Annotated in this window: 24 protein-coding genes; 17 read left to right on the top strand and 7 right to left on the bottom strand. The window is 71.8% G+C overall.

The features are described 5' to 3' along the window. Nucleotides 1-13: 13 nt before the first annotated feature. From NAG42_RS16485 to NAG42_RS16435, 11 genes are all read left to right on the top strand, one after another. Nucleotides 14-1,435 (top strand): family 43 glycosylhydrolase, encoded by a 1,422-nt coding sequence (locus tag NAG42_RS16485; RefSeq protein ID WP_250031170.1) that lies wholly within the window; start codon nucleotides 14-16, stop codon nucleotides 1,433-1,435. A 57-nt stretch (nucleotides 1,436-1,492) separates the two neighbouring features. Continuing rightward, nucleotides 1,493-2,149: a DUF3159 domain-containing protein gene (locus NAG42_RS16480; RefSeq protein ID WP_250031169.1), complete on the top strand. Its 657-nt coding sequence runs from the start codon at nucleotides 1,493-1,495 to the stop codon at nucleotides 2,147-2,149. A gap of 59 nt (nucleotides 2,150-2,208) precedes the next feature. After that, entirely contained in the window at nucleotides 2,209-2,382 is a 174-nt protein-coding gene (locus NAG42_RS16475) for a CsbD family protein (protein WP_203821349.1), read from the top strand. 145 nt (nucleotides 2,383-2,527) lie between these two features. Continuing rightward, on the top strand, nucleotides 2,528-3,070 hold the full coding sequence (locus NAG42_RS16470) for an RICIN domain-containing protein (RefSeq protein ID WP_250031168.1): 543 nt from the start codon (nucleotides 2,528-2,530) through the stop codon (nucleotides 3,068-3,070). 127 nt (nucleotides 3,071-3,197) lie between these two features. Beyond that, nucleotides 3,198-3,827, top strand: coding sequence for a DUF4232 domain-containing protein (locus NAG42_RS16465; protein ID WP_250031167.1), 630 nt, complete (start codon nucleotides 3,198-3,200; stop codon nucleotides 3,825-3,827). 168 nt (nucleotides 3,828-3,995) lie between these two features. Beyond that, nucleotides 3,996-4,574 carry a DUF3455 domain-containing protein gene (locus NAG42_RS16460; RefSeq protein ID WP_250031166.1) on the top strand — a complete coding sequence of 193 codons (579 nt, stop codon included), beginning with the start codon at nucleotides 3,996-3,998 and terminating at the stop codon, nucleotides 4,572-4,574. A 269-nt stretch (nucleotides 4,575-4,843) separates the two neighbouring features. Further along, nucleotides 4,844-5,668: an alpha/beta fold hydrolase gene (locus NAG42_RS16455; protein WP_250031165.1), complete on the top strand. Its 825-nt coding sequence runs from the start codon at nucleotides 4,844-4,846 to the stop codon at nucleotides 5,666-5,668. Between the two features lie 78 nt (nucleotides 5,669-5,746). Then, nucleotides 5,747-6,694 carry a S1 family peptidase gene (locus NAG42_RS16450; RefSeq protein WP_250031164.1) on the top strand — a complete coding sequence of 316 codons (948 nt, stop codon included), beginning with the start codon at nucleotides 5,747-5,749 and terminating at the stop codon, nucleotides 6,692-6,694. Between the two features lie 126 nt (nucleotides 6,695-6,820). Further along, nucleotides 6,821-7,804 carry an ATP-binding cassette domain-containing protein gene (locus tag NAG42_RS16445; protein WP_250031163.1) on the top strand — a complete coding sequence of 328 codons (984 nt, stop codon included), beginning with the start codon at nucleotides 6,821-6,823 and terminating at the stop codon, nucleotides 7,802-7,804. After that, nucleotides 7,801-8,628 carry an ABC transporter permease gene (locus NAG42_RS16440; RefSeq protein ID WP_250031162.1) on the top strand — a complete coding sequence of 276 codons (828 nt, stop codon included), beginning with the start codon at nucleotides 7,801-7,803 and terminating at the stop codon, nucleotides 8,626-8,628. The genes NAG42_RS16445 and NAG42_RS16440 overlap by 4 nt, the downstream gene beginning before the upstream one ends. 168 nt (nucleotides 8,629-8,796) lie before the next feature. Beyond that, nucleotides 8,797-9,081 (top strand): DUF7336 domain-containing protein, encoded by a 285-nt coding sequence (locus NAG42_RS16435; protein ID WP_250031161.1) that lies wholly within the window; start codon nucleotides 8,797-8,799, stop codon nucleotides 9,079-9,081. A gap of 107 nt (nucleotides 9,082-9,188) precedes the next feature. On the opposite strand, the gene NAG42_RS16430 is transcribed toward NAG42_RS16435, so the two are convergent. Further along, nucleotides 9,189-12,461: an AfsR/SARP family transcriptional regulator gene (locus NAG42_RS16430; protein ID WP_250031160.1), complete on the bottom strand. Its 3,273-nt coding sequence runs from the start codon at nucleotides 12,459-12,461 to the stop codon at nucleotides 9,189-9,191. 138 nt (nucleotides 12,462-12,599) lie between these two features. On the opposite strand from NAG42_RS16430, the gene NAG42_RS16425 reads away from it, so the two are divergent. From NAG42_RS16425 to NAG42_RS16415, 3 genes are all read left to right on the top strand, one after another. Then, complete coding sequence (locus NAG42_RS16425; protein ID WP_250031159.1) at nucleotides 12,600-13,595, top strand: Bug family tripartite tricarboxylate transporter substrate binding protein; 996 nt, start codon at nucleotides 12,600-12,602, stop codon at nucleotides 13,593-13,595. 94 nt (nucleotides 13,596-13,689) lie between these two features. Further along, entirely contained in the window at nucleotides 13,690-14,187 is a 498-nt protein-coding gene (locus NAG42_RS16420) for a tripartite tricarboxylate transporter TctB family protein (protein ID WP_250031158.1), read from the top strand. Nucleotide 14,188: 1 nt separating this feature from the next. Beyond that, nucleotides 14,189-15,691 (top strand): tripartite tricarboxylate transporter permease, encoded by a 1,503-nt coding sequence (locus NAG42_RS16415; RefSeq protein ID WP_250031157.1) that lies wholly within the window; start codon nucleotides 14,189-14,191, stop codon nucleotides 15,689-15,691. A 9-nt stretch (nucleotides 15,692-15,700) separates the two neighbouring features. Here NAG42_RS16415 and NAG42_RS16410 read toward each other — a convergent pair whose 3' ends face one another. Beyond that, on the bottom strand, nucleotides 15,701-16,237 hold the full coding sequence (locus NAG42_RS16410; RefSeq protein WP_250031156.1) for an SAF domain-containing protein: 537 nt from the start codon (nucleotides 16,235-16,237) through the stop codon (nucleotides 15,701-15,703). A gap of 240 nt (nucleotides 16,238-16,477) precedes the next feature. Next, nucleotides 16,478-17,389, bottom strand: coding sequence for a hypothetical protein (locus tag NAG42_RS16405; RefSeq protein ID WP_250031155.1), 912 nt, complete (start codon nucleotides 17,387-17,389; stop codon nucleotides 16,478-16,480). A gap of 515 nt (nucleotides 17,390-17,904) precedes the next feature. Between NAG42_RS16405 and NAG42_RS16400 the strand changes: the two genes are divergently transcribed. After that, nucleotides 17,905-19,146 (top strand): SGNH/GDSL hydrolase family protein, encoded by a 1,242-nt coding sequence (locus NAG42_RS16400; protein ID WP_250031154.1) that lies wholly within the window; start codon nucleotides 17,905-17,907, stop codon nucleotides 19,144-19,146. Between the two features lie 126 nt (nucleotides 19,147-19,272). Continuing rightward, nucleotides 19,273-19,959 carry a VanZ family protein gene (locus NAG42_RS16395; RefSeq protein WP_250031153.1) on the top strand — a complete coding sequence of 229 codons (687 nt, stop codon included), beginning with the start codon at nucleotides 19,273-19,275 and terminating at the stop codon, nucleotides 19,957-19,959. Nucleotides 19,960-20,068: 109 nt separating this feature from the next. Here the strand turns inward: NAG42_RS16395 and NAG42_RS16390 are convergent, their stop codons facing one another. Continuing rightward, complete coding sequence (locus NAG42_RS16390; protein ID WP_250031152.1) at nucleotides 20,069-20,782, bottom strand: alpha/beta fold hydrolase; 714 nt, start codon at nucleotides 20,780-20,782, stop codon at nucleotides 20,069-20,071. Nucleotides 20,783-20,831: 49 nt separating this feature from the next. On the opposite strand from NAG42_RS16390, the gene NAG42_RS16385 reads away from it, so the two are divergent. Then, a complete protein-coding gene (locus tag NAG42_RS16385; RefSeq protein ID WP_250031151.1) occupies nucleotides 20,832-21,527 on the top strand; it encodes a helix-turn-helix transcriptional regulator in 696 nt (231 codons plus the stop codon). Here the strand turns inward: NAG42_RS16385 and NAG42_RS16380 are convergent. Genes NAG42_RS16380 through NAG42_RS16370 form a run of 3 tightly spaced genes read right to left on the bottom strand, consistent with a single transcriptional unit; the run spans nucleotide 21,524 to nucleotide 24,559 of the window. Then, a complete protein-coding gene (locus tag NAG42_RS16380; protein ID WP_250031150.1) occupies nucleotides 21,524-22,048 on the bottom strand; it encodes a GNAT family N-acetyltransferase in 525 nt (174 codons plus the stop codon). The genes NAG42_RS16385 and NAG42_RS16380 overlap by 4 nt on opposite strands. Continuing rightward, a complete protein-coding gene (locus NAG42_RS16375) occupies nucleotides 22,041-23,816 on the bottom strand; it encodes a hypothetical protein (RefSeq protein ID WP_250031149.1) in 1,776 nt (591 codons plus the stop codon). Before NAG42_RS16375 ends, NAG42_RS16380 begins: the two co-directional genes overlap by 8 nt. Then, nucleotides 23,813-24,559 (bottom strand): ABC transporter ATP-binding protein, encoded by a 747-nt coding sequence (locus tag NAG42_RS16370; protein WP_250031148.1) that lies wholly within the window; start codon nucleotides 24,557-24,559, stop codon nucleotides 23,813-23,815. Before NAG42_RS16370 ends, NAG42_RS16375 begins: the two co-directional genes overlap by 4 nt. Between the last annotated feature and the right edge of the window lie 56 nt (nucleotides 24,560-24,615).

The raw sequence follows: 24,615 nt of genomic DNA, 5'->3' as shown, positions 1-24,615 counted from the left end.
CACTATCGAAGGTATGGGCAACCTTCGATATAAGGTCCTCCTCGCCGTCGCGGCCGTCCTCCTGGTGCCGTCGCCCGCGGTGGCCGCGCCGCCGGTGTCCTACACCAATCCGATCGCCGGCCAGCGGGCCGACACCCACGTCTGGAAGCACACCGACGGCTACTACTACATGACCGCGACCGTGCCCGAGTACGACCGCATCGTGCTGCGCCGGGCGACGACCGTACCGGGGTTGTCCTCGGCGGCCGAGACGGTGATCTGGCGCAAGCACGCGAGCGGCGAGATGAGCGCCAACATCTGGGCGCCGGAGATCCACTTCATCGACGGGAAGTGGTACGTCTACTTCACGGCCGGGCGCGCCGACGACCGGTTCCGCATCCGGATGTACGTACTGGAAAGCTCGGCCGCCAATCCGCTGAGCGGCCCGTGGACCGAGCGCGGGCGGATCGTCACTGCCTGGGACACCTTCTCGCTGGACGAGACGACGTTCGTGCACAACGGCGTCCGCTACCTCGCCTGGGCGCAGCAGGAGCCGGGCATCGCCACCAACTCCAACCTCTACCTGGCCCGGATGACCAGCCCCTGGACGATCACCGGCACCCCCGTACGGCTGGCTGTCCCGACCTTGGCCTGGGAGACCCGGGGGTACGCGGTCAACGAGGGTCCGGCCGTGATCGTGCGCAACGGCAAGGTGTTCATGACCTATTCGGCCAGTGCCACCGATGCCAACTACTGCCTCGGGCTGCTCACCGCGCCGGCCACCGCCAACCTGCTCAGCGCCTCGTCGTGGACCAAGAGCCCGAACCCGGTCTTCGTCAGCAACGCGGCCACCGGGCAGTACGGGCCGGGCCACAACTCGTTCACGGTCGCCGAGGACGGGCAGAGCGACCTGATCGTCTATCACGACCGCAACTACCGGGACATCAGCGGCGACCCGCTCAACGACCCCAACCGGCGGACCCGGGTCCAGAAGTTCTATTGGAACGTGGACGGAACGCCGAACTTCGGCATCCCGATCCCGGACGGAGCCCATCCCGTACGACTGCGGTCGCACAACCTCCCCGACCGCTACCTGCGCCACTGGGACTTCCGGGCCCGGCTCGACACCGCCGTGACAGCGCTGGCCGACTCGCAGTTCCGCATCGTGCCCGGCCTGGCCGGCGGTGGCTCGGTGTCGCTCGAGTCGACCAACTATCCGGGCTACTACCTGCGCCACCGCAACAACGAGGCGTGGGTCGACCGAGCCGACGGCACGGCCTTGTTCCGCGGCGACGCGAGCTTCCAGCGGCGGGCCGGGCTGGCCGACGCGGCGGGCGTCTCCTTCGAGTCGGTGAACTTCCCGGGCCGATACCTCCGGCATGTCGACCATCTGCTCCGGCTCGAGACCACCCCGGACGCCACCAGCCGCGGCGACGCCACCTTCCACCTGGAGTGAGAGCCCGCCCCGGCTGCGGTTAGGCTTTCCTAACTCTTGGAGAGTGCGGGGTGGGGGATGACGCAGCCGGAGTCGCTGTCGCAGCTGCTGAACGGGCGGCGGGCCGCGATCGACGCGACCGTGCCGGCGGCCGGGTTCGTGGTCGGCTGGGCGGCCGGCGGCCAGTCCATCTGGGCCGGGGCCGCGGTGGCCGTCGGGTTCGCGATCGCGGTGTCGATCTGGCGGCTGCGTCGCGGTGAGAAGCCCCGCGCGGTGCTGATCGGCCTGCTCGGCGTGTGCGTGGCGGCGCTGATCGCGCTGCGGACCGGCCGGGCCGAGGACTTCTTCCTGCTGCAGCTGCTGAGCAACGCGGCCAGCGCGCTGGCCTGGGCGGTGAGCATCGTGATCCGCCTGCCGCTGCTGGGCCTGGTGGTCGGTGGGGTGCTCGGGCAGCGGACCCGGTGGCGGCGCGACCCGGCTCTGCTGCGGTCGTACGGGTTGGCCAGCTGGGTCTGGGTGCTGCAGTACGTCGTACGGGTGGCGATCTTCCTGCCTCTCTATGCCGCCGGGCAGGTGGTCGCGCTCGGCGTGGCCCGCGTCGCCCTGACCTGGCCCCTGGTGGCCGCGTGCCTGGCCGTGAGCTGGTGGGTGATCCGCCGGACGCTGCCGCCCGGCCACCCGGGGCTGCGCCACCCGGTCACCGCCGAGGAGCCGGTGGCCGCCGACGGGCAGTGATTGCCCTTTGGCAAGTGTGGGTACCAGCAGGTCGTTGGCACGACGAACTGGAGGCTGTCATGGCATTCGACGACAAGGTCGACAACAAGGCCGAGGAGTTCGGGGGCAAGGTCAAGGAGGGCGTCGGCCGGGCCACGGACGACGAGCAGCTCGAGGCCGAGGGCAAGGCCGACCAGAGCAGCTCCAAGCTCAAGCAGGCCGTGGAGAACGTCAAGGACGCCTTCAAGTCCTGACCCCACGCCGGTCAGACCGACGGCCCGCGGCACCTGGCGCCGCGGGCCGTCGTCATGTCCGGGTACTGGTCGATCGAGGACAGAACCACCCCCGCGGAGCCCTTCCCCTGATAGGACGAAGGCTCAAGATACGGGGGAGGTATCGATGAACCGCATCACAACGATCCTGGCCATCGCGGTCCTGACACTGGCGGGTGGTCTCGTGGTGGCGTCGCCGGCGGTCGCGGCCGGCGCGCAGCACATGCAGAACCGCCGGACCGGCGACTGCATCGACCAGCATTTCAAGTCCAACGGCGCGGCCGACATCATGGTGTACGCGTGGCCGGATCCGTGCCACAACGTCGGTAATGAGCACTGGGTGTGGGAGGCGCTCGGCGATGGTTGGTACCGGGTGGTCAACAACCGCTGGGATCCCGCCACCGGTCGGCGCTGGTGCTTGTCCGCACCGGAGAGGGCGGCCGACAACAACCGGGTGTACGCGGAATACTGCCTGCCCACGCCGCCCCCCAAGCAGAAATGGGCCCGGGCATCGATCACGGCTCCCGACAGCATGACCACCAGCCTGATCCATAGTGGCCGCGTCGAGGACATGTGCATCGGTCAGCACACGAGCCCCTATACCAAGCTGTACCTGGGTAAGTGCTGGGACGAGCGGAACAACATGTTGTTCCGCTGGATCATGTCGTAGCACGGTGAGCCCGGCCGGCACTCCTCACCGGGTGCCGGCCGTCACGTCCGGCCGAAACGGGGCTCCGTCGTGCGGATCACCTCGGAGAGTGCGGTTGCCGGCCGATACTCGGCGGTAAACCGGAGTCATGAAGCGCCTCGTTTTCCTGGCCGTGCCGGTGTTGCTCCTGGCCGGCTGCGGGTCGTCCGGCAACACCGCCGGTCCGGCGCCGGTTCCCAGCGCGCCCGCCACCAGCCCGGCCACCGAGTCGCCGTCGCCGTTGGCGTCGCCGTCGACCGGGACGACGGCCACGACCGGCCCGGCCTCGCCGACGAGCAGACCGGCCACGCCTCGATGTCGTACGGCGGATCTGAGTGTCCGGACCGGGGAGGGGGACGCGGCGGCGGGCAGCCGGTCGGTCGATCTGGTCTTCGGCAACAAGTCGGACCGGGCCTGCACCCTGTTCGGCTACCCGGGGGTCTCCTGGGTGGCCGGCGACAACGGGACGCAGGTCAACGAGGCGTTCAGCCGCGAAGCGGGGCAGTCGGGCAAGAGGACCGTCACGGTCGAGCCGGGCGGGGTGGTCTACTCGTTGGTGATCTGGCCGATCTCCGCCAACTTCGACGCGGGGCAGTGCAAGCCGGTTGAGGTGCGCGGGTACCGGGTCTACCCGCCGGACGAGACGGCCTCGATTTTTGTCAGTGGTCCGCAGACCGTCTGCTCGGCCAAGGGTGTCGGGACAGGCCGCGTTCACCCGGTGTCCACCCGGGAGTCCTGAAGGCAGGATGCATCCTGGCCTGCGAAAACGTTGGGGGTCGGCCGTTCGTACCATCCAAGAAGGACGAACGGGCAACATCGACACCGATATACATCTGCGCGCGGCTCGGAGCCGTGTCTCCCGTCGACGGGGCGACGCTCAACGCCCCACAAAAGAGGAGACATCTTCATGCTCAACACGAAGCGTTCCCGGGTTCGCGCCGCCGCCGGGGTGGGGATGGCCGCCGTGGTGGCCACCGTCGGCGCCGTGACCTTCAACGCCTCAGCCGCCGAGCAGGCCGCCGTCGCGCCGGCCGCGGTCGGGCCCGGTGCCCGCGCGGTCTCGATCCCGGGCATCCCGGCGGCCATCAAGCCGCCGAAGGGCGCCAAGCCGATCGGCGCGTACGTCGTCGTCTCCGGCACCCAGAACTACACCTGCGCCGCCAACGTCTTCGGCCCCGCCTCGGTGCCCGAGGCCCAGCTGGTCGGCACCGGCGGCCGGGTGCACCACTTCGGCGGGCCGAGCTGGCAGTCGACCCGCGACAACTCGTTGGTCAAGGCCAAGAAGGTCGCCGAGAGCCCGCGCACCGGCACGATCCCGGAGCTGCTGCTCGAGGTCACCGAGAAGTCGGGCAGCGGCGTGCTCGGCACCGCCACCCACATCAGCCGGCTGCTGACCTCGGGCGGCACCGCCCCGGCCGGCCCCTGCACGGACGGCGCCACCCAGGCCGTCAAGTACGGCGCGGTCTACGTCTTCTGGAAGGTCTGACCGCCACGTTTCCCCACCGTCGGCTCGCGTCTCCTCGAGGCGCGAGCCGATGCACTGTCCGCCCAAGTTGCTCATCCCCTAGGCGGCCAGGCGGGCCACCTGAAGCTCAGGCAGCTCGGTCCGCGCACCCCTGACCGCGGACCGGCCGCGGTTGTGACGGCCGCCTCGTCAAAGTTGTCGTTCATCACGTAAAGCTGTTGCCGGGCAGGTGGCGGGGCATAGCTTGGCCTGCGGGAGCACTCCTCGCAGACACTGAAGCGGAGATCGGCATGGGCTACGTAACCACCACCGACGGCGTCGAGATCTTCTACAAGGACTGGGGCTCGGGGCAGCCCATCGTCTTCAGCCACGGCTGGCCGCTGTCGGCCGACGACTGGGACACCCAGATGCTGTTCTTCCTGAGCAAGGGATACCGGGTGATCGCGGCCGACCGCCGCGGCCACGGACGGTCCACTCAGGTCAGTGACGGCCACGACATGGACCACTACGCCGACGACCTCAAGGCCGTCGTCGACCATCTCGACCTGCACGACGCGATCCACGTCGGCCATTCCACCGGCGGCGGCGAGGTCGCCCACTACATCGCCCGGCACGGCGAGGAGCGGGTCGCCCGCGGTGTGCTGATCAGCGCGGTGCCGCCGCTCATGGTGCAGACCGAGGCCAACCCGGGCGGCCTGCCCAAGAGCGTCTTCGACGACCTGCAGGCACAGCTCGCGGCCAACCGCTCGGAGTTCTACCGCGCGCTGCCGTCCGGCCCGTTCTACGGCTTCAACCGGCCGGGCGTCGAGTCGTCCGAGGCGATCATCGCGAACTGGTGGCGCCAGGGCATGCAGGGCGGCGCCAAGGCGCACTACGACGGCATCGTGGCGTTCTCGCAGACCGACTTCACCGAGGACCTCAAGAAGATCACCGTGCCGGTCCTGGTCATGCACGGCACCGACGACCAGATCGTGCCCTACGCGGACGCCGGCCCGCTGTCGGCCAAGCTCCTCAAGAACGGCACGCTCAAGTCGTACGAGGGTTTCCCGCACGGCATGCCGACCACCCAGGCCGACACGATCAACGCCGACCTGCTGGAGTGGCTGCAGTCCTGAGCCCGCCGTCCCCGGGGATCGTGCGTATCCCCGGGGACACACTCTGCAATTGGCGCCAGACCTCTATTGTCGTCTCCGATGAAGACGCTATCGAGGGTCCTCGTCGCGGTGGTCGCGATCCTGATCACCGGGGCGGTGAGCACACCGGCCCACGCGATCGCGAACGGTGAGGGTGTGCCCGACGGAACGTACGAGTTCGCGGTCAAGCTCACCGACATCGGCATCCCGACGGCCGACGGCGGCAAGCGCAACAGCTCCTGCTCGGGCGGCCTGATCTCGCCGCGCTGGGTGCTGACGGCCGGCCACTGCTTCAAGGACGAGAACGACCAGCGGGTCTCGCGCACGGTCGCCGACAAGACGATCGCCACCGTGGGCCGGGCTGATCTCAAGGGCAAGGCCGGGTTCAGCGCCAACGTCGTCGAGGTGCGTCAGCACGGCACGGCCGACGTGGCGCTGGCCCGGCTCGACAAGCCGATCACCGGCATCACCCCGCTCAAGCTCAACCGCAAGAAACCCACCGACGGCCAGCGGCTGCGGCTCGTCGGCTTCGGGCTGACCAGCGGCACCGCCAAGCAGACGGCCTCACGCCTGCAGACCGGCCAGTTCGAGGTCACCTCGGTGGCGAAAACCGAGCTGAGCGTGGAGGGCATCGCCCCGCGCAAGACCACCAGCGCCTGCCCGCACGACTCCGGCGGGCCCTACTTCGCCGACGGCAAGCCGGCGGTCGTGGTCGCGGTGGTCAGCCGGGGCCCCCGCTGCCCGCACAGCGGTGCCGACACCTCCACGCGCGTCGACGCGATCGCGCCCTGGATCCTGTCGGTGGTGGGCGCCGACCTCAAGCCGCGGCCCAAACCTTCCCCCTCACCCGTGCCCGCCAAGCCGAGGGCGGCGGCCGCCCCGCAAGCGTCGGTGAGCGAGCCCACACCGCCACTGCTCTGGATCGCCGCCATCCCGCTGGTTCTGCTGGTCGGAGCGTTGATCGCGTGGACCGTACGGCCACGCCGGGGGACCCACCGCCGCCGCTGACAGGCTCGGGCCGGCCGCGTGTGCGGCGATGTCAGCCATATGTGCGCGTGATGTCAGCGCGGCACGCGAACCTTCCAGTCGAGAGCCGGCGCCACACGGCGCCGCTCGAAACGGGAGGTAAGACACATGAGTGACCTCGTGGTGCGCGCGGAAGGACTCCGCAAGCGCTTCGGCAAGACCCAGGCGCTCGACGGGGTGGATCTCGCGATGCGCCGGGGCACCGTGCTCGGCGTGCTCGGGCCCAACGGCGCCGGCAAGACCACGGCCGTCCGCGTGCTCGCCACCCTGCTGCGCCCCGACGAGGGCTACGCCGAGGTGGCCGGCATCGACGTGCTCAAACAGCCGGCCCGGGTCCGCCGCCGGATCGGCCTGACCGGCCAGTACGCCAGCGTCGACGAGGACCTGACCGGCACCCAGAACCTGGTGCTGATCGGCCGGCTGCTCGATCTGACGACCAGGGACGCCAAGAAGCGCGCGGCCGAGCTGCTCGAGTGGTTCGACCTGTCCGAGGCGGCCGGCCGGATGGCCAAGACCTACTCCGGCGGCATGCGGCGCCGACTCGACCTGGCCGCGAGCCTGGTCGGCCACCCCGAGGTGATCTTCCTCGACGAGCCGACCACCGGTCTCGACCCGGCCAAGCGCGAGGACATGTGGGGCGTCGTGCGCACCCAGGTCACCCAGGGCGCCAGCGTGCTGCTGACCACGCAGTACCTGGAGGAGGCGGACGCGCTGGCCGACGAGATCGTCGTGATCAACCAGGGCCGGGTGATCGCCCACGACTCGCCCGACGGTCTCAAGCGCCGGGTCGGCGGTCTGACCCTTCGCGTACGCCCGGCCGACCCCACCCGGGTGCCGGACGCCATGCGCGTGCTGGACGCGGTGGCCGCCCCCGGCACCAACGCGTCGGCCGACACCGCCGCGGGTGCTCGGCCCGGCGCGGTCAGCGTGCCGGTGGCCGACGACATGGCGCTCGACCGGGCTGTGCCCGCGCTGCGCCAGGCCGGCATCGAGCTGGTCGACCTCGGGCTGCACCTGCCCAGCCTCGACGAGGTGTTCCACGCCCTGACTGAGGGGACCCCCACCGCTGCCAAGGAGAACGAGCTCGTATGACCACCCTCGACGTCCCCACCCGCGGCTTCTCCGGCGACATCGACCGGCCACGCGGCGGCGCACTGGCGGCATTGATGCGCCACAGTATGGCGCTGGCCCGCCGAAGTCTGATCAAGACCCTGCGTACGCCCGAGGCCCTGATCGACGTCACCATCCAACCGGTGATCTTCCTGCTGCTCTTCACGTTCCTGTTCGGCGGGGCCATCGCCGGCGGCGACCGCGGCGCGTACCTGCAGTTCCTGCTGCCCGGCCTGCTCGCGCAGTCACTGGCCCTGGGCGGCATCGCGCTCGGTCAGAACCTGAACGCCGACATCGAGAAGGGCGTCTTCGACCGTTTCCGCTCGCTGCCGGTGGCCCGCTCGGCCCCGCTGGTCGGCGCGGTCGCGGCCGACGTCGTCCGCTACCTGACGGTCTGCGTGTTCATGCTGGGCTTCGGCACGCTGCTGGGCTTCCGCGTGGAGACGGGATTCGTACCCACCGTGGCCGCGGTCGCGCTGTCCATCGGGTTCGGCCTGTGCTTCTGCTGGATCTCGGTCTGGGTCGGCATGCTGGTCCGCACGCCCGGTGCCGTCCAGGGCGTGATGTTCCTGCTGATCTTCCCGCTCTCCTTCGGCAGCAACGTCTTCGTCCAGACGAACACCCTGCCGGGCTGGCTGCAGGCCTTCGTCCACGTCAACCCGATCACCCCGCTGGTGTCGACCATCCGGGGCCTGCTGCTCGGCGGTCCGGTCGCCCACAACCTGACGATCACCCTGGCCTGGATGGCCGGCCTCCTGATCGTCTTCGTCCCCCTGGCCCTGCGCGCCTACGCCCGCCGCGCCTGACCAGCGGCAGCCGAACGCGACAACTGCCCCGGGAGATTCCGGACCCGCCTGAACAGGCGGGTCCGGTTCACGTGTCGTACTGGCCCGTTCTCGGCCGTGCCGAATGTGCGTCGCCGAGATGCGGCGTGCATGGGCGCGAGGACGTCGGTTCGCTCGTAAGGTCGCGTCGTGGAGATCTTCGTGCTCTGGCACATTCGGCATGCGCCCTTTGTCGACGGCAGGCCCACGCGACACCGCGACGAAAGCGGAGAACTCGACTGGGACGAAGAAGACGGTGACGACGTGAAGATTCTTGGTGCTTACTCGACTGAGCGGAAGGCCAAGGAGCGGATCGAGCGAGCGAGGCTGCTGCCGGGCTTCCAGGATGAACCGGACTGCTTTTTCCTCGACCAGTACACGGTCGATGAGGACAGGTGGACCGACGGGTTCGTCACCGTCCCGGCCGGCGAGTAGGAGCACCGTCGAGATGGCTCCGGTTCGCGAGCTTTGACGCGGGCGACCGGGTGGGGCCAATCGGCTGCCGGCGGTTCCAGCGGACGGCCGATGGCCGCCGGCGGGGGTCACGGGCCCGACAGTGCCTGGCCCTCGGGGCCGCCGGAGCTGCCGACCAGCGCGGAAGCGGTTTGGCCGTCGAGCTCGAAGCCCGTTCCGTAGGCCCGGGTGAAGTCGTCCTCGCCCAGGGCGGCCTGGACCTTGGTGGTCAGCTCGCGCACGGTCGGGTCGCTGCGGTCGTGGCTGCCGCGCAGGCGGGCGGCCGCGCCGAGCAGGCGGGCCGCCTCGTGGGGGCGCTGCTGCCGCTCGGCCAGGCCGGCCGCGGCCACCGCGACCAGGGCCAGAATCGGCTTGTCGCGACTTTCGACGGCCGCCGTGTAGGCCCCGGCCAGCGCCCGCTGGGCGCCGGCCAGGTCACCCAGCTCCAGGTCGAGGAACGCCCGGACCGCGCCGGTGATCGCGCGGCCGTGGTCGCCGGCGAACAGGGGGTCGGCGGCCATGCCGGCCTCGGCCAGGGTGATCAGATCGCCGGCGCGGGCCAGGTCGCCCAGGCGCACCCACATGCCGCCTTCGAGGGCGTTCAGCAGGACGACCATCTCGGGTGCGGCGGCGTGCAGCGCTCGCTCGCGCAGCGAGATCAGCATGGCGACGGCCTGCTCGTTGTCGCCCTGGCGCATGTGCAGGTCGACCCAGCGCAGGTCGATGAAGAACTCGTCGTTGAGGCTGAGCGAGCCGAACTGGCGGGCCATCGAGCGAGCCCGGTCGAGGTCGGCCAGGGCGCCCTCGAGGTCGCCGTCGTACTGCCGCAGCAGCGCCTGCATCGGCAGCGCGGTGGCCTGGCCCCAGCGGTCGCCGACCTGGGCGAAGCAGGCGAGCGCGGCCGTCACGTTCATCGCCATCCGCGGCATGTCGCCCTCGTTCTCGGCGAACTGCGCGCGGAACAGGTGGGCCAGGCCGGCCAGCCAGACGTCGGAGCCTTCGACCAGGCGGTCGGTGACGGCCAGCGACGCCTCGTCCTCCTGCAGGAAGAACAACGCCAGCGCGGTGAGGGCGCCGGCCAGCCCGGGCAACGCCGGGTAGGAGAGCAGGCGGTCGGCGAGCGCGCGCAGCTCCGACTCACTCTTCTCGACCGCCTCGGGGGTCATCGCCGACCGGGCGCCGACCCGGTTGAGCAGGAGTACCGCCTCGGCGCAGTCCCGGTGCAGCGAGTGGCCCGTCGCGGGCACGGCCAGCGCCTCGGCCAGCCAGTAGGTCGCGTCGGTGTGCCGGCCGAACATCTGCCAGTACCAGGCCAGGTTCATCGCCAGCGCCACCGCAGCGGTGCCGTCGCCGAGGTCGCAGAGGTGGCGCAGCGCGGCCAAGGCGTTGTCGTACTCGGCGTTCAGTTCGTGCAGCGCGTCCAGCTGGCGGCGGTCACGCAGCTGCGGTTCCAGCCGGGCGACGAGCGCGGCGAGATGACGGGCGGCCCGATCGCGTACGGCGGTCAGCTCGCCCCGCTCGGCCAGGCGCTCCATGCCGTACTCGCGCAGGGTCTCCAGCATCCGGTAACGGCCCGGCTCGGCGGCGAGCTGCAGCAGCGACCGGTCGACCAGGGCGCCGAGCAGCTCGGGGATCTCGGCCGGGGACACCGTCGTGCCGGCGCACACGGCCGCCGCGGTCGCCGCGGTCACGCCGCCCGGCAGCACGGCGACGCGCTCGGCCACCGTGCGTTCGTGCTCGCCGAGCAGCTCCCAGCTCCAGGCGATGACCGCGCGGAGCGTGCGGTGGCGCGGATTGGCGGTGCGGTGACCGGTGGTGAGCAGCCGGAACCGGTCGGACAACCCGCCGGTCAACTCGGTCAGTGACAGCGTGCGCAGCCGGGCCGCGGCCAGCTCCAGGGCCAGCGGCAGGCCGTCGAGCCCGCGGACGACCCGCACGATGTCGGTCAGCGTGGTGCCGTCGACGTCGAAGCCCGGGCGCACGGCCGCGGCCCGCTCGACGAAGAGCCGGACCGATGCCGTACGCCGGACCTGCTCGACGCCGTCGCCGGGCTCGGGCAGGGTCAGCGGCCCGAGCGGCACCAGCGCCTCCCCGTCGACGGCCAGCGGCTCGCGGCTGGTGGCGAGCACCTGCAGCGCGGGGCACCGGGGGAGCAGCGCCGCCAGCAGGTAGGCGATGGCGTCGACGACGTGCTCGCAGTTGTCGACCACGAGCAGGCTGGCCCGGCCGCCCAGCTGCTCGGCCAGCACGTCGAGCTCCTCGCCGGGCCCCGGCAGGCGGCTCGCGGTCTCGAACAGCGCCGACCCGCGCAGCCCGGCCGCGGACAACAGCGCCGCACCCACCTTGGCCGGCTCGGTGACCGCGGCCAGGTCGACCAGCCAGGTGCCGTCCCGGTATTCGTGGCGCCGCCGCCGGCCGGCCTCGATGGCCAGCCGGGTCTTGCCGGCCCCGCCCGGCCCGACCACCGTGACCAGGCGGCCGGCCGCCAGCAGCGTGTCGATCCGGGCCAGGTCGTCGCCGCGGCCGACGAAGCTGGTCAGCGGTGCGGGCAGATTGCTCGCCGGGCGCTCGGCCGCGTCGCGGGCCGAGCCGCCGGCCGGTTCGAAGTCGCCTCGTGGGGAGCGCAGAAGGCGCACATGGCGTTCGCGCAGGGCCGCTCCCGGGTCGGCCCCGAGCTGCTCGGCCAGGGTCTCGCGCACGGTCTCGTAGACGCCCAGCGCCTCGGCCTGCCGGCCCTGAGCGGCCAGCGCGTCCATCAGCAGGGCGGCCGCCCGCTCGTCGATCGGCTGCTCGCCGAGCAGGGTGGCCAGGCGACCAGCGGCGTCACCGGCCCGGCCCAGCGCGAGCTCGGCCTCGGCCAGATCGGCCACCGCCTCGACCGCGGCCCGCTTGAGCCGGGTGGCGGCGGCCGGGGCCACCGCGCTGACCACGGCCGGCTCGGCCCAGAGCGCGGTGGCCTCGGTCAACCGGGCCGCCGCGGCGGCCAGGTCGCCCGCTCGCAGCTGGTCGCGGCCGTCGGCGGCCAGCCGCTCGAAGCGCAGCGCGTCGACGTCGCCGCCGGCCACGTCGAGCCGATAGCCACCCTCGACCTGGACGACCGCGCCGGCCGAGCCCAGGATCTTGCGCAGGCGCGACACCAGGGACTGGAGGGCGTTGGCCGGCTCGGCCGGCCGGTCCTCGGGCCAGACCGCGTCGACCAGCATCCCCGGGTCGACGGCGTGGCCACCGCCGAGCGCGAGCCGGACGAGCAGCGCTCGCAGCCGCGCGCCGGGCACGGCCACCGGGGCCTCGCCGCGGGCCACCCGGAAGGTACCCAGCAGCGTCACCCGCAGCCGCGGTGCGGAGTCCCCGTGCTCGCCCACGCCCACGATCCTCCCGCGCCCGATCCACCGGACGCGAACCGGCCCCGGTCGGCACACTCGAAGTTTGACTAAAAGATCCAGGTAGCTGAATCTATGGGGAGTGTCGGGCGGAACGTCACGAAAGCGTGGTGAGGACCGATGCGGATCACTTGGCGACCCGCCGCCGCGGGCCCCTTTGTGGCTGCGGGACTGGCAACGGTGCTGCTCGTCGCGTCCCTGGTGTGGGGGCGGGACGACGAGGCCGGCTTCCTGAACGGGCGGCAGCTGCGGCTGATGGCCCCGGCCGGGCCGGGCGGCGGGTGGGATCAGACCGCCCGCGAGATGCAGACGGCGCTGCGCACCGAGGCCGGGCGGACCGAGGTCTACAACGTGGCCGGGGCGGGCGGGACGATCGGGCTCAGCCAGTTCGTGCGGTTCGAGGGCGACCCGACCCAGCTCATGGTGATGGGCCTGGTGATGGTGGGCGCGATCGAGAGCAACGACTCGCCGGTGGCCCTCGACCGGACGACACCGCTGGCCCGGCTGCTCACCGACTACGAGGTGATCGTGGTGCCGGCCGACTCGCCGGTGAAGGACATGGCCGGCCTGGTCGCCGCGATGAAGGACGACCTGGGCAAGGTCAGCTGGGCCGGTGGTTCGGCCGGCGGCATCGAGCAGATCCTGGCCGGGCTGGTGGCCGACGCGATCGGCGCGGACCCGGCCGGCGTCAACTACGTGGCCCACTCCGGTGGCGGTGAGGCGCTGTCCACGCTGCTCTCCGGGCGGGCCACGGCCGGCGTCTCCGGCGTGTCCGAGTTGGAGGGGCAGATCAAGGCGGGCACGATCCGGGCGATCGCCGTCTCCAGCCCGCAGCGGCTGCCCTCACTGCCCGACGTGCCCACGCTGAAGGAGCAGGGGGTCGACGTGGAGCTGGCCAACTGGCGCGGGGTGGTCGCGCCGCCGGGTATCACGGCCGAGGACGAGCGGCAGCTCGAGGATCTGCTGGTCGGCATGACCCGGACCGAGGCCTGGCGCGAGACCCTGCAGCGGCGGGGCTGGCTCGACGCCACGCTGACCGGGGCACAGTTCGAGCGGTACATCGCCGACGAGCGCCGCACCGTCACCGACGTGCTCAAGAAGATGGGGCTGGCATGAGCGACTGCACCGGAGTCAGCGGAGCGATCGCAGGGCCAGGAGGGCATGCCCGGATGCTCAGCATGAGCGACTGCACCGGAGTCAGCGGAGCGTCATGACGGACATCGAGGAGGGGCGGCCGGTTCCGGAGACGCCGGAGCTGGCGCATCGGGAGGCTCGGGCGGCCGGTGCGCTCGGCGTCCTGATGATTCTCGGCGCGGTCGTCGTACTGATCGACGCCGCCCGGCTGCGGGACTCCGACGAGGCGCTCGGGCCGGCCGCGGCACCGACGCTGATGGGCGTGCTGCTGGGGGTCCTGGGTGGTGCGCTGGCCTTTCAGTCGCGCCGTTTCCTCCGTACGCCGCAAGAGGGGAAACGGCGCCTGTGGCGCCTGACGGCCCTGGTGGTCGTCCTGATCGCGTTCGCGCTGCTGCTGCCGGTCATGGGGTACGTGGTGAGCTCGGCCGGCCTGTTCGCCGGGGCCGCCCTGCTGCTCGGCGCGCCCCATCCGGCTCGCGTGGTGGCCTACGGCTGGACGCTGGCCGTGGTGGTGTTCCTCGTCTTCGACGTGCTGATCGGGTTGTCGCTGCCGACCGGGCCGTGGGGGTTCTGACATGGGCGACCTGCTCTCCGGCTTCGCCGACGCGCTCACCCCGGGCAACCTGCTGTGGGCCTTCATCGGCGTCACGATCGGCACCGCGGTCGGCGTGCTGCCCGGCATCGGCCCCGCGCTGACCGTCGCCCTGCTGCTGCCGGTCACGTTCCGCCTCGAGCCGGCGGCCGCGCTGATCATGTTCGCGGGCATCTACTACGGCGGGATGTACGGCGGTTCGACCACTTCGATCCTGCTGAACACCCCGGGCGAGAGCGCCTCGGTGGCCACCGCGCTGGAGGGCAACAAGATGGCCCGCGCCGGTCGGGGCGCGGCCGCACTCGCCACCGCCGCGCTGGGCAGTTTCGTCGCCGGCACCATCGGCACCATCGCGCTCTCCGTGGCCGCCCCGGTCGTGGCCGACATCGCCGTCAACTTCGGACCACCCGAGTATGTCGCGCTGATGGCGGTCGCCTTCGTGACGGTCAGCGCCCTGCTCGGCCCGAGCCTGCTCAAGGGCGGGGCCAGTCTGGTCATCGGGGCCACGATCGGGCTGGTCGGCATCGACACGCAGACCGGTCAGGCCCGCCTGGCCTTCGGGATGCCGTCGCTTTTGGACGGCATCGACGTGGTGATCGTGGTGGTGGCCCTGTTCGCGCTGGGCGAGACCTTCGCCCACCTGATCGCGGGCACCGGCGACAGCCGGGTCGAACCGCTGCGGGGCCAGCCGATGCTGTCACGGGCGGACTTCCGCCGCTCGTGGCCGGCCTGGCTGCGCGGCACCGCCCTCGGCTTCCCGATCGGCAGTCTGCCCGCGGGCGGCGCCGACGTGCCCACGTTCCTCAGCTACAGCCTGGAGAAACGGCTCTCCAAGCACCGCGACGAGTTCGGTCACGGCGCCATCGAGGGCGTGGCCGGGCCCGAAGCGGCCAACAACGCCGCGGCGGCCGGCGTGCTGGTGCCGCTGCTGACGATCGGCCTGCCCACCTCGGCCACGGCCGCGGTCATCCTGACCGCATTCCAGTCGTACGGGCTGCAGCCCGGTCCGCAGCTGTTCAGCGAGTCGGGGGAGCTGGTCTGGGCGCTGATCGCCAGCCTCTACATCGGCAACGTGCTGCTGCTGGTGCTGAACCTGCCGCTGGCGCGGGCCTGGGTGCGGCTGCTGACCATTCCCGCGTACGGGATCTACGCCGGTGTCCTGGTCTTCGCCTGCCTCGGTGCGTTCGCCGCGGGCGGCACCGTGGCCGACCTGATCGTCCTCACGGTCCTCGGGTTGATCGGTCTGCTCATGCGCGAGGCGGGCGTCCCGGTGGCCCCGGCGGTCGTCGGCCTGATCCTGGCCCCCTTGGCCGAGCAACAGCTGCGCCGCGCCCTGGCCCTCTCCGAGGGCGACTGGTCGACCCTCGTGTCCTCGCCCCTCACCGTGGTCCTGTGGCTGGTCGTCCTCCTCGCCCTCGTGGCGCCGCCGGCCCTGGCCTTCGCCCGCCGCCGCTCAACGGGAAGAGACAAACAGTCGGTCGGGTGACGGCACAGTTCAGTCCGAAGCGTTGGGCGCGGCGGGATCCTTCAGCACAGACGCTTTGCCCACCGCGATCGCGCGTTCGTTGGCACTCGCGTCCTTGGCGCGGATGGCCACGACAAGTGTTCTGATCGGACCGTCCTGCGCCCCGGCGACGGCGAGAACGACGGCGTCCAGCCGGGCGAATCGCTGGTCCTCACGAAGAATGAGCCGGATGCTGTCGCCGGTGCGCAGGCCCCCACCGAGCACCGCGGCCGGTGGCACGTCGAACCCGTGGATGCTGAGGTCGTCGCCGAGGATCCCCGCTACATCCGGGGCCACGTCGGTCTGCATGAGCGGCTGGTCCTTGCCGATCGCGACAAGACTCAGGCGACCTTCAACCGGCAGAGCCGCGTATTTCTTCGCTTCATCGGCTTCGCGGGTGGCCAGGGCGACATCTTCCGGGGTTATGACGTGATAAGCGGGGATGTCCCGTCGGGCCACCAGAACCGGGACGTCGTCGGGCTGGCCGAAGGTGAAGTAGATGGTCGCGACGCAGAGAAGCAGCACCACCAGGAAGAGGTACCGGGGAAGGGGGCCGGCCACGCCCAGGGGACGTCGTCGCGCCGCGGACGGACCCTGCGGAGGTAGCTCCACCGGCCGGTCGGCGACAGGGTCCGGCACAGCGCTGAACTCACCGGTCGCGACCCCGACGCTCCCGTCGACGGGCTCGCCGCCGATGAACGGATTGGCACCGGGCGCGGTGCCACCGGAGGGGCCGTCGGACACTTCATTCGGAGGCACCGCGCGACCCTATCCGGCCGCGGAATCCGGCGGTCCAGCCACGCCGTGATCGTAATCCCATCTTGGCGGGATACCTCTTCCGACAAAGTCGCCGAGCTCGCGCCAGAGCTGACGCTCGCCTCGCAGGGTGGTCGGAATCGGCGCGTTCAGCTGGCGAAGGAGAGCGAATCGGTGAGTGTCGAAGAGCGCTCGGAGGTATTCGCCGTACTCCGCGGCGGCCGCGATGCCCGACAGGTAGGCGGCGTAGGCGCCGCCCGTGCCGAGCATCAGGCAACTCACCGCTACGAGCGCCGATCCGCGCGCCGAGAAGGCGAACACCGGAGCCAGCGCCGCGAAGCCGGCGAACCAGAGCGCGAGCACCAGGACGAACTCCAGACGACCCCGCGCCTCCTCGACATCTTGAGCCGACTCCCGCGGGATGACCTGGAGCAGGCGTGGCCAGACCAGGATCAAGTCGGCGCCGTAGCGGTCCAGGGGATAGCGCTCGGCCGCGCGCATCACGTTGCCGAGACGGGTCGGCAGCACCTCGTCGCTCGCCGGATAGGCGAGGTAGTTGGAGAACCATTCCGCGCTGTCGGCGTCCAGGTCGGCGCTCTGAGTCCGGTGCCAGTGTTTGCCGATGGCGTCGACCGCGGGCCATCCCGCCAGCGGATATCCCTCGAAGAGCCGGATGATGTTGCGCCACTGGCTGGCCACGATCACGGCCAGGAACCAGGCGAAAGTGAAGTATCCACCGGCCACCAGCAGTTTCGTCGCAAGAGGGAGAGCACTGAAAGCCGCTACGACCTGGTTGAGGCGGCCTCCTTCGACCAGGCTTGGGAGGGCGGCGGCCGGCAGTAGAAGGAGCACGGGCAGAAACGCGTTGGTGAGGAACCGGCGCTCGAGGACCGCGGTGGCCCGATCCAGCAGGCTGTCGATCATGACAACGGCCTGAACCTCGCCACGACCAGGCGATGGGTTCCGTCCGGAGTCTGGTGAGTCCAGACAGTAGGCATCTGTCGGTACCACGCCTCGGCACAACCTCGCTCGCATCTGACCAGCGCGATGACGGGAATCGGCCGGCGGTGCTGACTGCCGCCCCGGGGGCACAGGCGACGCACGGAATGGCTCTCTTCCCACCATCGACAGTCCTGGCAGGCCACGATCACGCGTCCGCCGGTGCCACCGGGATCGCCGGGGAGGCGCGCGCTACCCGGGGTCATCGCGCCCCCTTTCGGGTCGGTGACCTGGCCCGCAATCCAGGATGAGCGTGAACGACCGTCATCACTGCGTCAAGTCATCTTCCGGTCACTGTCCGGCCGCGCGGTTCAGGTTCGGTCGACGGTGGGCAGGGTGGACTCGTGCCGTGGACGACGTCCGACGCAACAACTGTGAAACATTGACGGCCTCCGAAGTAGATGATCGGATCAGGGTTCCCCTCGTCCGTGGAGGCCGCCTTGTCACTGTGGCGTCGATTCGCCGTGCCCGTTGTCCTCGCCCTCGTCGCTCTGACCGCCACCGCCGTCCCCGCCCGAGCCGCCCGGCCCACCGCCGCGGTCGCGCTCGGCGACAGCTTCATCAGCGGTGAGGGAGCCGGCGCCTACCAGTCCGTCGTCGACGTGAACGGGCAGGCGCAAGCCTTTCCGGGCTGGTCGGCGGCGAACAGCAACGCCTTCTTCTGCCACCGCTCGGGCAACGCGTCGCTGCTGCGGGCGTCGCTGCCGGGCATCCAGGACCGGTTCAACCTGGCCTGCTCGGGTGGGCAGCCGCAGGACATCGCGCACGCGTCGAACGCCCGCGAGAAGGGCCGCACGGTCGCCTCGCAACTCGACCAGCTGCGCGCGGTGGGACGCACCCATGACATCGATCTGGTGCTGATCGGGCTGGGCTCGAACAACACCCAGTTCACATTTGGCGACGTCGCCGTGAAGTGTGCCAACCGGTTCGTGGCCGACGCCTGGACCGGCTGGTGGGAGTTCTGGGCCTACCTCGGCGGGCCGGTGCCGCAGGCCCCGTGCGCGGCCGGTGACCTGGCCACCCCGGCCCAGCTGAGCGCCGCCCAGGCGGAGACCACTGCGGCCGTACGGGAGATCCTGCGCACCCTGGACGAGATCGACGCCGACGGGGTGCACCGCGTGGTCTTCCAGGACTACACGAATCCGCTGCCGAACGACCTCGAGAGCGCGCTGTGGGAGGAGGACGGCCGGGCCGACGACCGCGACAAGTTCCGCGCGCTGGGCGCTGAACGGTACCGGGCCGGCTGCCCGATCCACCGGGCCAGCCTGGCTGCCGGTCACCTCTTCTCGGCCGGCCTGGGCACACTGGTCGCCGGCGTGCACGGCGCGCTCCGGAGTGAGTTCCCGAACGACGACCTGGTCTACCTGAACGTGCAGCGGGCCTTCGACGGTGCCCGCCTGTGCGAGCGGACCGGCAGCCCCGGCAACGCCCTGGCCACGCCGATCCGCCTGCAGGACGGCCCGACCGGCACCTTCCTGACCGACCTGTCCGGCTACGACAAGCTCGCCATCCAGCGCATCGCCAACTCGTGTGTCACGTACTTCCAGATCTGCCAGGAGTCCTGGCATCCCAACGCGGCCGGCCACGGCGTGCTGGGCCAGTGCCTGGCCGGGGCCGCGGTCACCGCCTCGCGTTCCGTGCACTGTGTCCGCGCCTCGAACGGGACGATCACCGTCAGCTGAGCCTTCCGCCCGGCCGTGGGCTTTCCGCGGCCGGCCGGTCCGCTGGTCGTAAGCCGCAAACGTATAATCCGGTCATATGGACTTTTGCTTATGCTGGCGCAACGACGCCCCGGCTTTGATGGCGGCATGAGCCACAGCGCACCCCCGACCAGCCGGCGCCGCACCGGCGGCATCGTGTTCCTCACCCTGGCCGTGCTCGGCGCTTTGCTGGCCTTGGTGGTGATGCGGCGGATGCTGGTCATGTCAGCACCCCAGTGCTTCGCGGGGAAGTGGCACGGGTGCTACGACACGGAGAACGGCGTCGTGCTCATGACGCTCGTGGGATTGCCGGTGGCCGGCCTGGTCGTGTGGGCCCTGGCACGGATCCGGCGGGCCGCGGGCGACCTCTCGGCCTGGCGGCGCTCGGTGGCCGAGGTGGGTCTGGTCTATGGGACGGTGCCGATGGTGTGGCTGACCTTGATGCCAGGACCGGGAGCCGGCGTCGTCCCCGGCCGGGTGAGTCTGGTGCCGCTGCGCGACCTCGTGACGATGGGCCCGCTCGGGATCGGCGGCAATCTGGTGGTGCTGGCGGCATTGGGGTTCTTCGCCCCGATCCGGTTCGCGGCGCTGGCTTCCGTACCGCGGATCCTGGCGCTCGGCGCCGGCTGCTCGGCCCTGATCGAGTTCGCCCAGTACGCGTTGCGCCTGGACCGGGTCTCGTCGATCGACGACGTGCTGGTCAACGCGGCCGGCGCGGTGCTGGCCGGGCTGGCGTCCCGGCCCTGGTGGCGCACCACCGAAGCCCAGCCGTCACCGGAGCGCGTCGGGTCATAGCCCTGGTCGCCCTCCAGACGCGGCTCAACCTGCACCGGCGCCGACCGAGCCCTCCCACCATGCACCGACCGGCGAGCACGCCGGACGGAGCTTGAGCGCGCCCGCACGGTCACCGTCCGGCTTCCCGGCGGGTCGTCGGCGCGGTGGCCAGGAAGCCGGTGATCGAGCCGGCCAGAGCCCGCGGATCCTCCAGCATGGGCAGGTGGCCGGTGTCGAGGTTGCCGACCCACTGGGCGCCGAGTTGCCGGGCACTCCGTCGTTGCACGGCCACGGGCACTTCACGATCCCGGTCGGTGAAAAGGTATCCGCGCCGACCGGCCCAGGACTGCCCGGGGGTCCGGCTCCGGTAGAGGCCGGTCGGCTCGGTGGTGAAGTCGGCGAGGAGGCGTTCGGTGGTCTGCTCGTCGAGACGGTCGGCCAGACCGCGCCGGATCGCCTTGTCGGGCGGACGGTTGCCGGCGACGCGCATCACCGCGCTCAGCACCCACCGGTTCGGGATCGGCATCGCCGAGAGAAAGGACGCTCCGGGCCTGGGGACAACGGCGGACACGCCGAGGAACGCGGTGACGCGCTCGGGCACGAGCCCGGCGATCTCGGCGCCGATCACCCCGCCGATCGAGTGCGCGACGATCGCGAACCGGCCGGTCGGCGCGGAGCCGAGGGCGGCGTCGGCGAAGTCGCGCAATCCGGCCGGGGATCGGCCGGCCGGTCGAGCAGCGACCGCCAGCGGCTGTCCGTCGCCCAGGCACTGCCGGACGTCGTCCCAGATCCAGGCCGGCAGACCGGCTCCGCTGATGAACAGGATTGCGTGTTGAGCAGCCATGACCGGATCGTGGCACGGCGAGCTGTCACTGGTATGTCACCATTTCCCGATGGATCGCACGAGCCGGCTCTACGCGTTGAGGGAAGAACTGCGGCGTGCCGGCCGGACCGGGCGCACCGCCGGCCGTCTGGCGGAGATCTTCGAGGTCAGCGGGCGGACGATCAAGCGGGACATCGCGAGCCTGCAACACGGCGGCTTCCCGGTCCGGGCGCGTCCCGGTCCGGGTGGGGGCTATGTCGTCGACAAGGCGGCCACCCTGCCGCCGGTCAACTTCACCGACGCCGAGGTGGCCGGACTGGCCGCGGCCGTGGCCGCCCACCGGGGGCAGCCCTTCGACGGCCATGCCCGCGCGGCGCTGGTCAAGGCGTTGAGCGTCATGGACGAGGAAGCCCGCAGACGTGCGACCGTGGTGAACGACCGGGTCTGGATCGACCACACCGAGCCGCCGGGTGACGTCCGGACCCGCCGCGCCGTCGAGCGGGCGTTGCACGAACAGCGGGTCCTCGTGGTGGACTACCGCGACGGGCAGGAGAGGCGGACCGTTCGGCACATCGATCCGGTGGTACTCGCTCGCACCGGAGGGCAGTGGTATCTCGTCGGCCACTGCCGGACCCGCGAGGCCATCCGCTGGTTCCGCCTCGACCGCCTGGCCTCCGCCCGGGTGACCGCCGAGCGATCCACCCCGATCCCGGTCGCGGACATCGGCGCCCCGCCGGTGACGGCCCGGGCCGTCGGCGACTTCTAGCGCGCCCGGCCCGTCCGCATGCCCAGGATGACCGTCCCCGGGCCGATTCCCGGGCCGAGGACCTGCCACCCCGCCGAGGCGTAGAGCCGCCGCGCCGGATCGGTGCTGTCGGCGGTCGCCATGAGCAGGACCCGTCCGGGCTCGAGATCGGCCAGGAGGGCCCGGATCAGCTCCCGCCCGATACCCGACCGGCGCGCGGACTCGAGGACGCCCAGGCTCACCAGCTCGAAATGGCCGCCGAGCCACGCGTCGGCGACGTCCGGCGCCAGGACCCTCCGCGCGTTGTCGGTCCACCACTGGCCGGGTTCTCCGATGTAGCCGTAGGCGAAGCCGACGAGTTCGGACTCCCGGTACGCCCGCGCGAGCCGGAAGCCCCCGCGAACGGTGTGCCTGTCCCAGACCCGCTCCCGCCATGCGGCGAAGCTCGGATGATCCGCGAAGACGGCGTCGTAGACCGGCCACAGTGCGGCCGTGTCGTCCGGCGTGACCGAGTGGTCGAGACGGATACGCACATCAGGCATCCCGGGGCTCCAGTTCGGCTGTGGCCGGCTCGCGGCGGTCCCAGAGGAGCAGGCCGGTCAGCAGGAGCAGGCCGCCCAGGGCGACCATGCTCAGGGCGGCGGCGGTCCGGGCCGGGCCGGCGAAGTGGGAGGCGACGATCCAGCCGCCCTCGATGTCGAAGACCAGGACCATCAGGCCCTGCGGGACGACCGGGATCCAGCCGATCGTGAGCAGGGCCAGCGCCCAGACGGTGACCCGGTGGGTGCGGACCCATTCGGCGTCCCAGGTGAGCGGGATCCGGGTGGTGGGGGTGGCGGTCGTCCGGCCGGCCGCGGCCAGGACCTCGGTGCCGCGGCGGGTCAACCGTTCGGTGGCGGCCCAGGTGGCGCCCAGCCACGCGGCCAGGCCACAGAGGACACCGACCGCTAGGGCGGGCCAGCGGGACCACGAAGGGCCCCAGACGACGAGACTGAACGCGGGTGCGGCCGTCACCACGAGCGCCACCAGCACCAGCAGGACGCTGACGATGTCGGTGGGGTTGTCGGCGGCGGTGGGCCGCCTCGGGTCGTCCACCGGGCGTACGCGAAGCACCGCGACCCACACCGGAACGGCCGCGCCGGCGCCGAGCACCGCCGGCAGCACCGCGAGGGCGGCGACCGGGTCGGCGGACGGTGCGACGAGGATGCCGGCCACGGTGAACACGGCTCCGGCCGGCGCGACGAGAAGCAACCAGGCGAGCGCCCGGCCCAGGACCTCGGCCCGCTCGCCGCCCGGGGCGGTCAGCGGCAGCCACAGGGCGGTGCCGTCGAGACCGACCAGGCTGGCGGCCATCGACGCGGCCCACAGGACGATCAGCACGCCGGCCCACGGGGTCAGCAGCCGCACCTCGGCCAGGAGCGGCAACCCGGCCAGCAGGACGCCGTAGACGATGGAGAAAGCCAGGTATTGCAGGCGCAGCGGGTGGCGGAGCCAGGTGTGGCGCTCGCGGCCGATGACGCCGTCGACCGGGCCGCGGGCGAAACGGCCGGAGGCGGTGGTGGCTCGGCCCGACCGCGGCCGGGCCGAGCCGGTCAGCACGTGGCGCACCAGGGACGCGTACGCCAGGACGCCCGCACCGACGAGCAGGGCGAGCGGTAGAAGCAGCACCGGGGAGCCGTCGAGCGGCCAGAATCCGGGCGTCCACCTCAGCACCGTCAGGACGCCGGCCGGTGGGCCGGCGACCAGCAGCAGACTGGCCCACGGGGCGACGGCCCAGACCGACCCCAGCACGCCCATGACCGTGCCGGTGAGGACGCCGGTCAGCGCGGCGCCGACCGGGCCGCCCGAGCGACCGACCGCCTCCAGCGCGACGGCCGAGCCGGCCAGACCGAGCAGCCACAGCAGCAGCGCGCCGACGGCGGCGACCACCGCGGCGGCGATCCCGTCGCGGGCGGCGTGGGCGGGCAGGGCAGCAAGCGCGATCAGCGACACCGCCGGGCCGATCCCGAGTGCCGAGGCGAGCAGCAACCCGTACGCGGCTCGGACGACCGGGATCGGCTCGAGGCGCAGATGCCCCGGGCGGACGCGGCCCCGGACCCCGCCGAGCAGCAGTGGCAGCACGATCCAGCCGAGCACCCAGCTGCCGGTGAGGATCGACAGCGTGCCGGGCTGGGCGGACGGGCGTACGGCGTACACGATCAGCCACCCGGCCGCCAGCAGCCCGGCCAGCCCGGCCACCGCCGGCCCGGGGTCGCGCAGCGAGCGGCGGAACATGGTCGCGCGCATCCGCACGATGACCGGCGCCGTCATCGCCGGGTCAGCCAGTCGAGCGAGCCCTCACCGGCGACGTCGGCGCCGACCAGCTCGACGAAACGGTCCTCCAGGGTGCCGCCCGCGGCCACCTCGGCCACCGGCCCGGCCGCGACCACGCGACCCCGGTTGACGACCGTGACGTCGTCGCACATCTGCTCCACCAGCAGCATCGAGTGGGTGGAGAGGACGGTCGTGCCACCGCCGGCCACGAACCGCTGCAGCACCCGGCGGATCGCCAGCGCCGAGACCGGGTCGACCGCCTCGAAGGGCTCGTCGAGCACCAGCAGGCGCGGCGCGTGCACCAGCGCCTGAGCGAGCCCGATCTTCTTGCGGGTGCCCGTGGAACAGTCGGCCAGCGGGGTGCCGGCCCCCTTGGCCAGTCCGAGCACGTCGATGAGCTCGGCGCTGCGGGTGCGCGCGGTCGCCGGGTCGAGCCCGCGCAGACCGGCTGTGTAGCGCAGCAGCTCGGCCCCGGTGAGCCGCTCGGGCAGGTCGAGGCCGTCGGGCAGGACACCGATCAGGGCCCGGGCCCGGCGGATGTCGTGGCCCAGCAACCGGATCGTGCCGGCGTCGGGCGTGATCAGTCCGACGGCCATGCCGAGCGTCGTCGACTTCCCCGCGCCGTTCGGTCCCACCACGCCGTGGCACGTGCCGCCGCGCACCGTCAGATCGAGCCCGTCGACCGCCCGGAAATCTCCGAACGCCTTGACCAGACCGCGGATCTCCACCGCTGTTCCCACCCGTGCCCCCGTTCCCCGGTCGATGACCTTAGCGGCTCACCAGGGTCTTGCACGGG

The sequence above is a fragment of the Paractinoplanes maris genome (assembly GCF_023544465.1).
Lineage (GTDB): Bacteria > Actinomycetota > Actinomycetes > Mycobacteriales > Micromonosporaceae > Actinoplanes > Actinoplanes maris.
The sequence above is the reverse complement of the archived record's forward strand: the minus strand, read 5'-3'. Positions and strand labels throughout refer to the sequence as shown.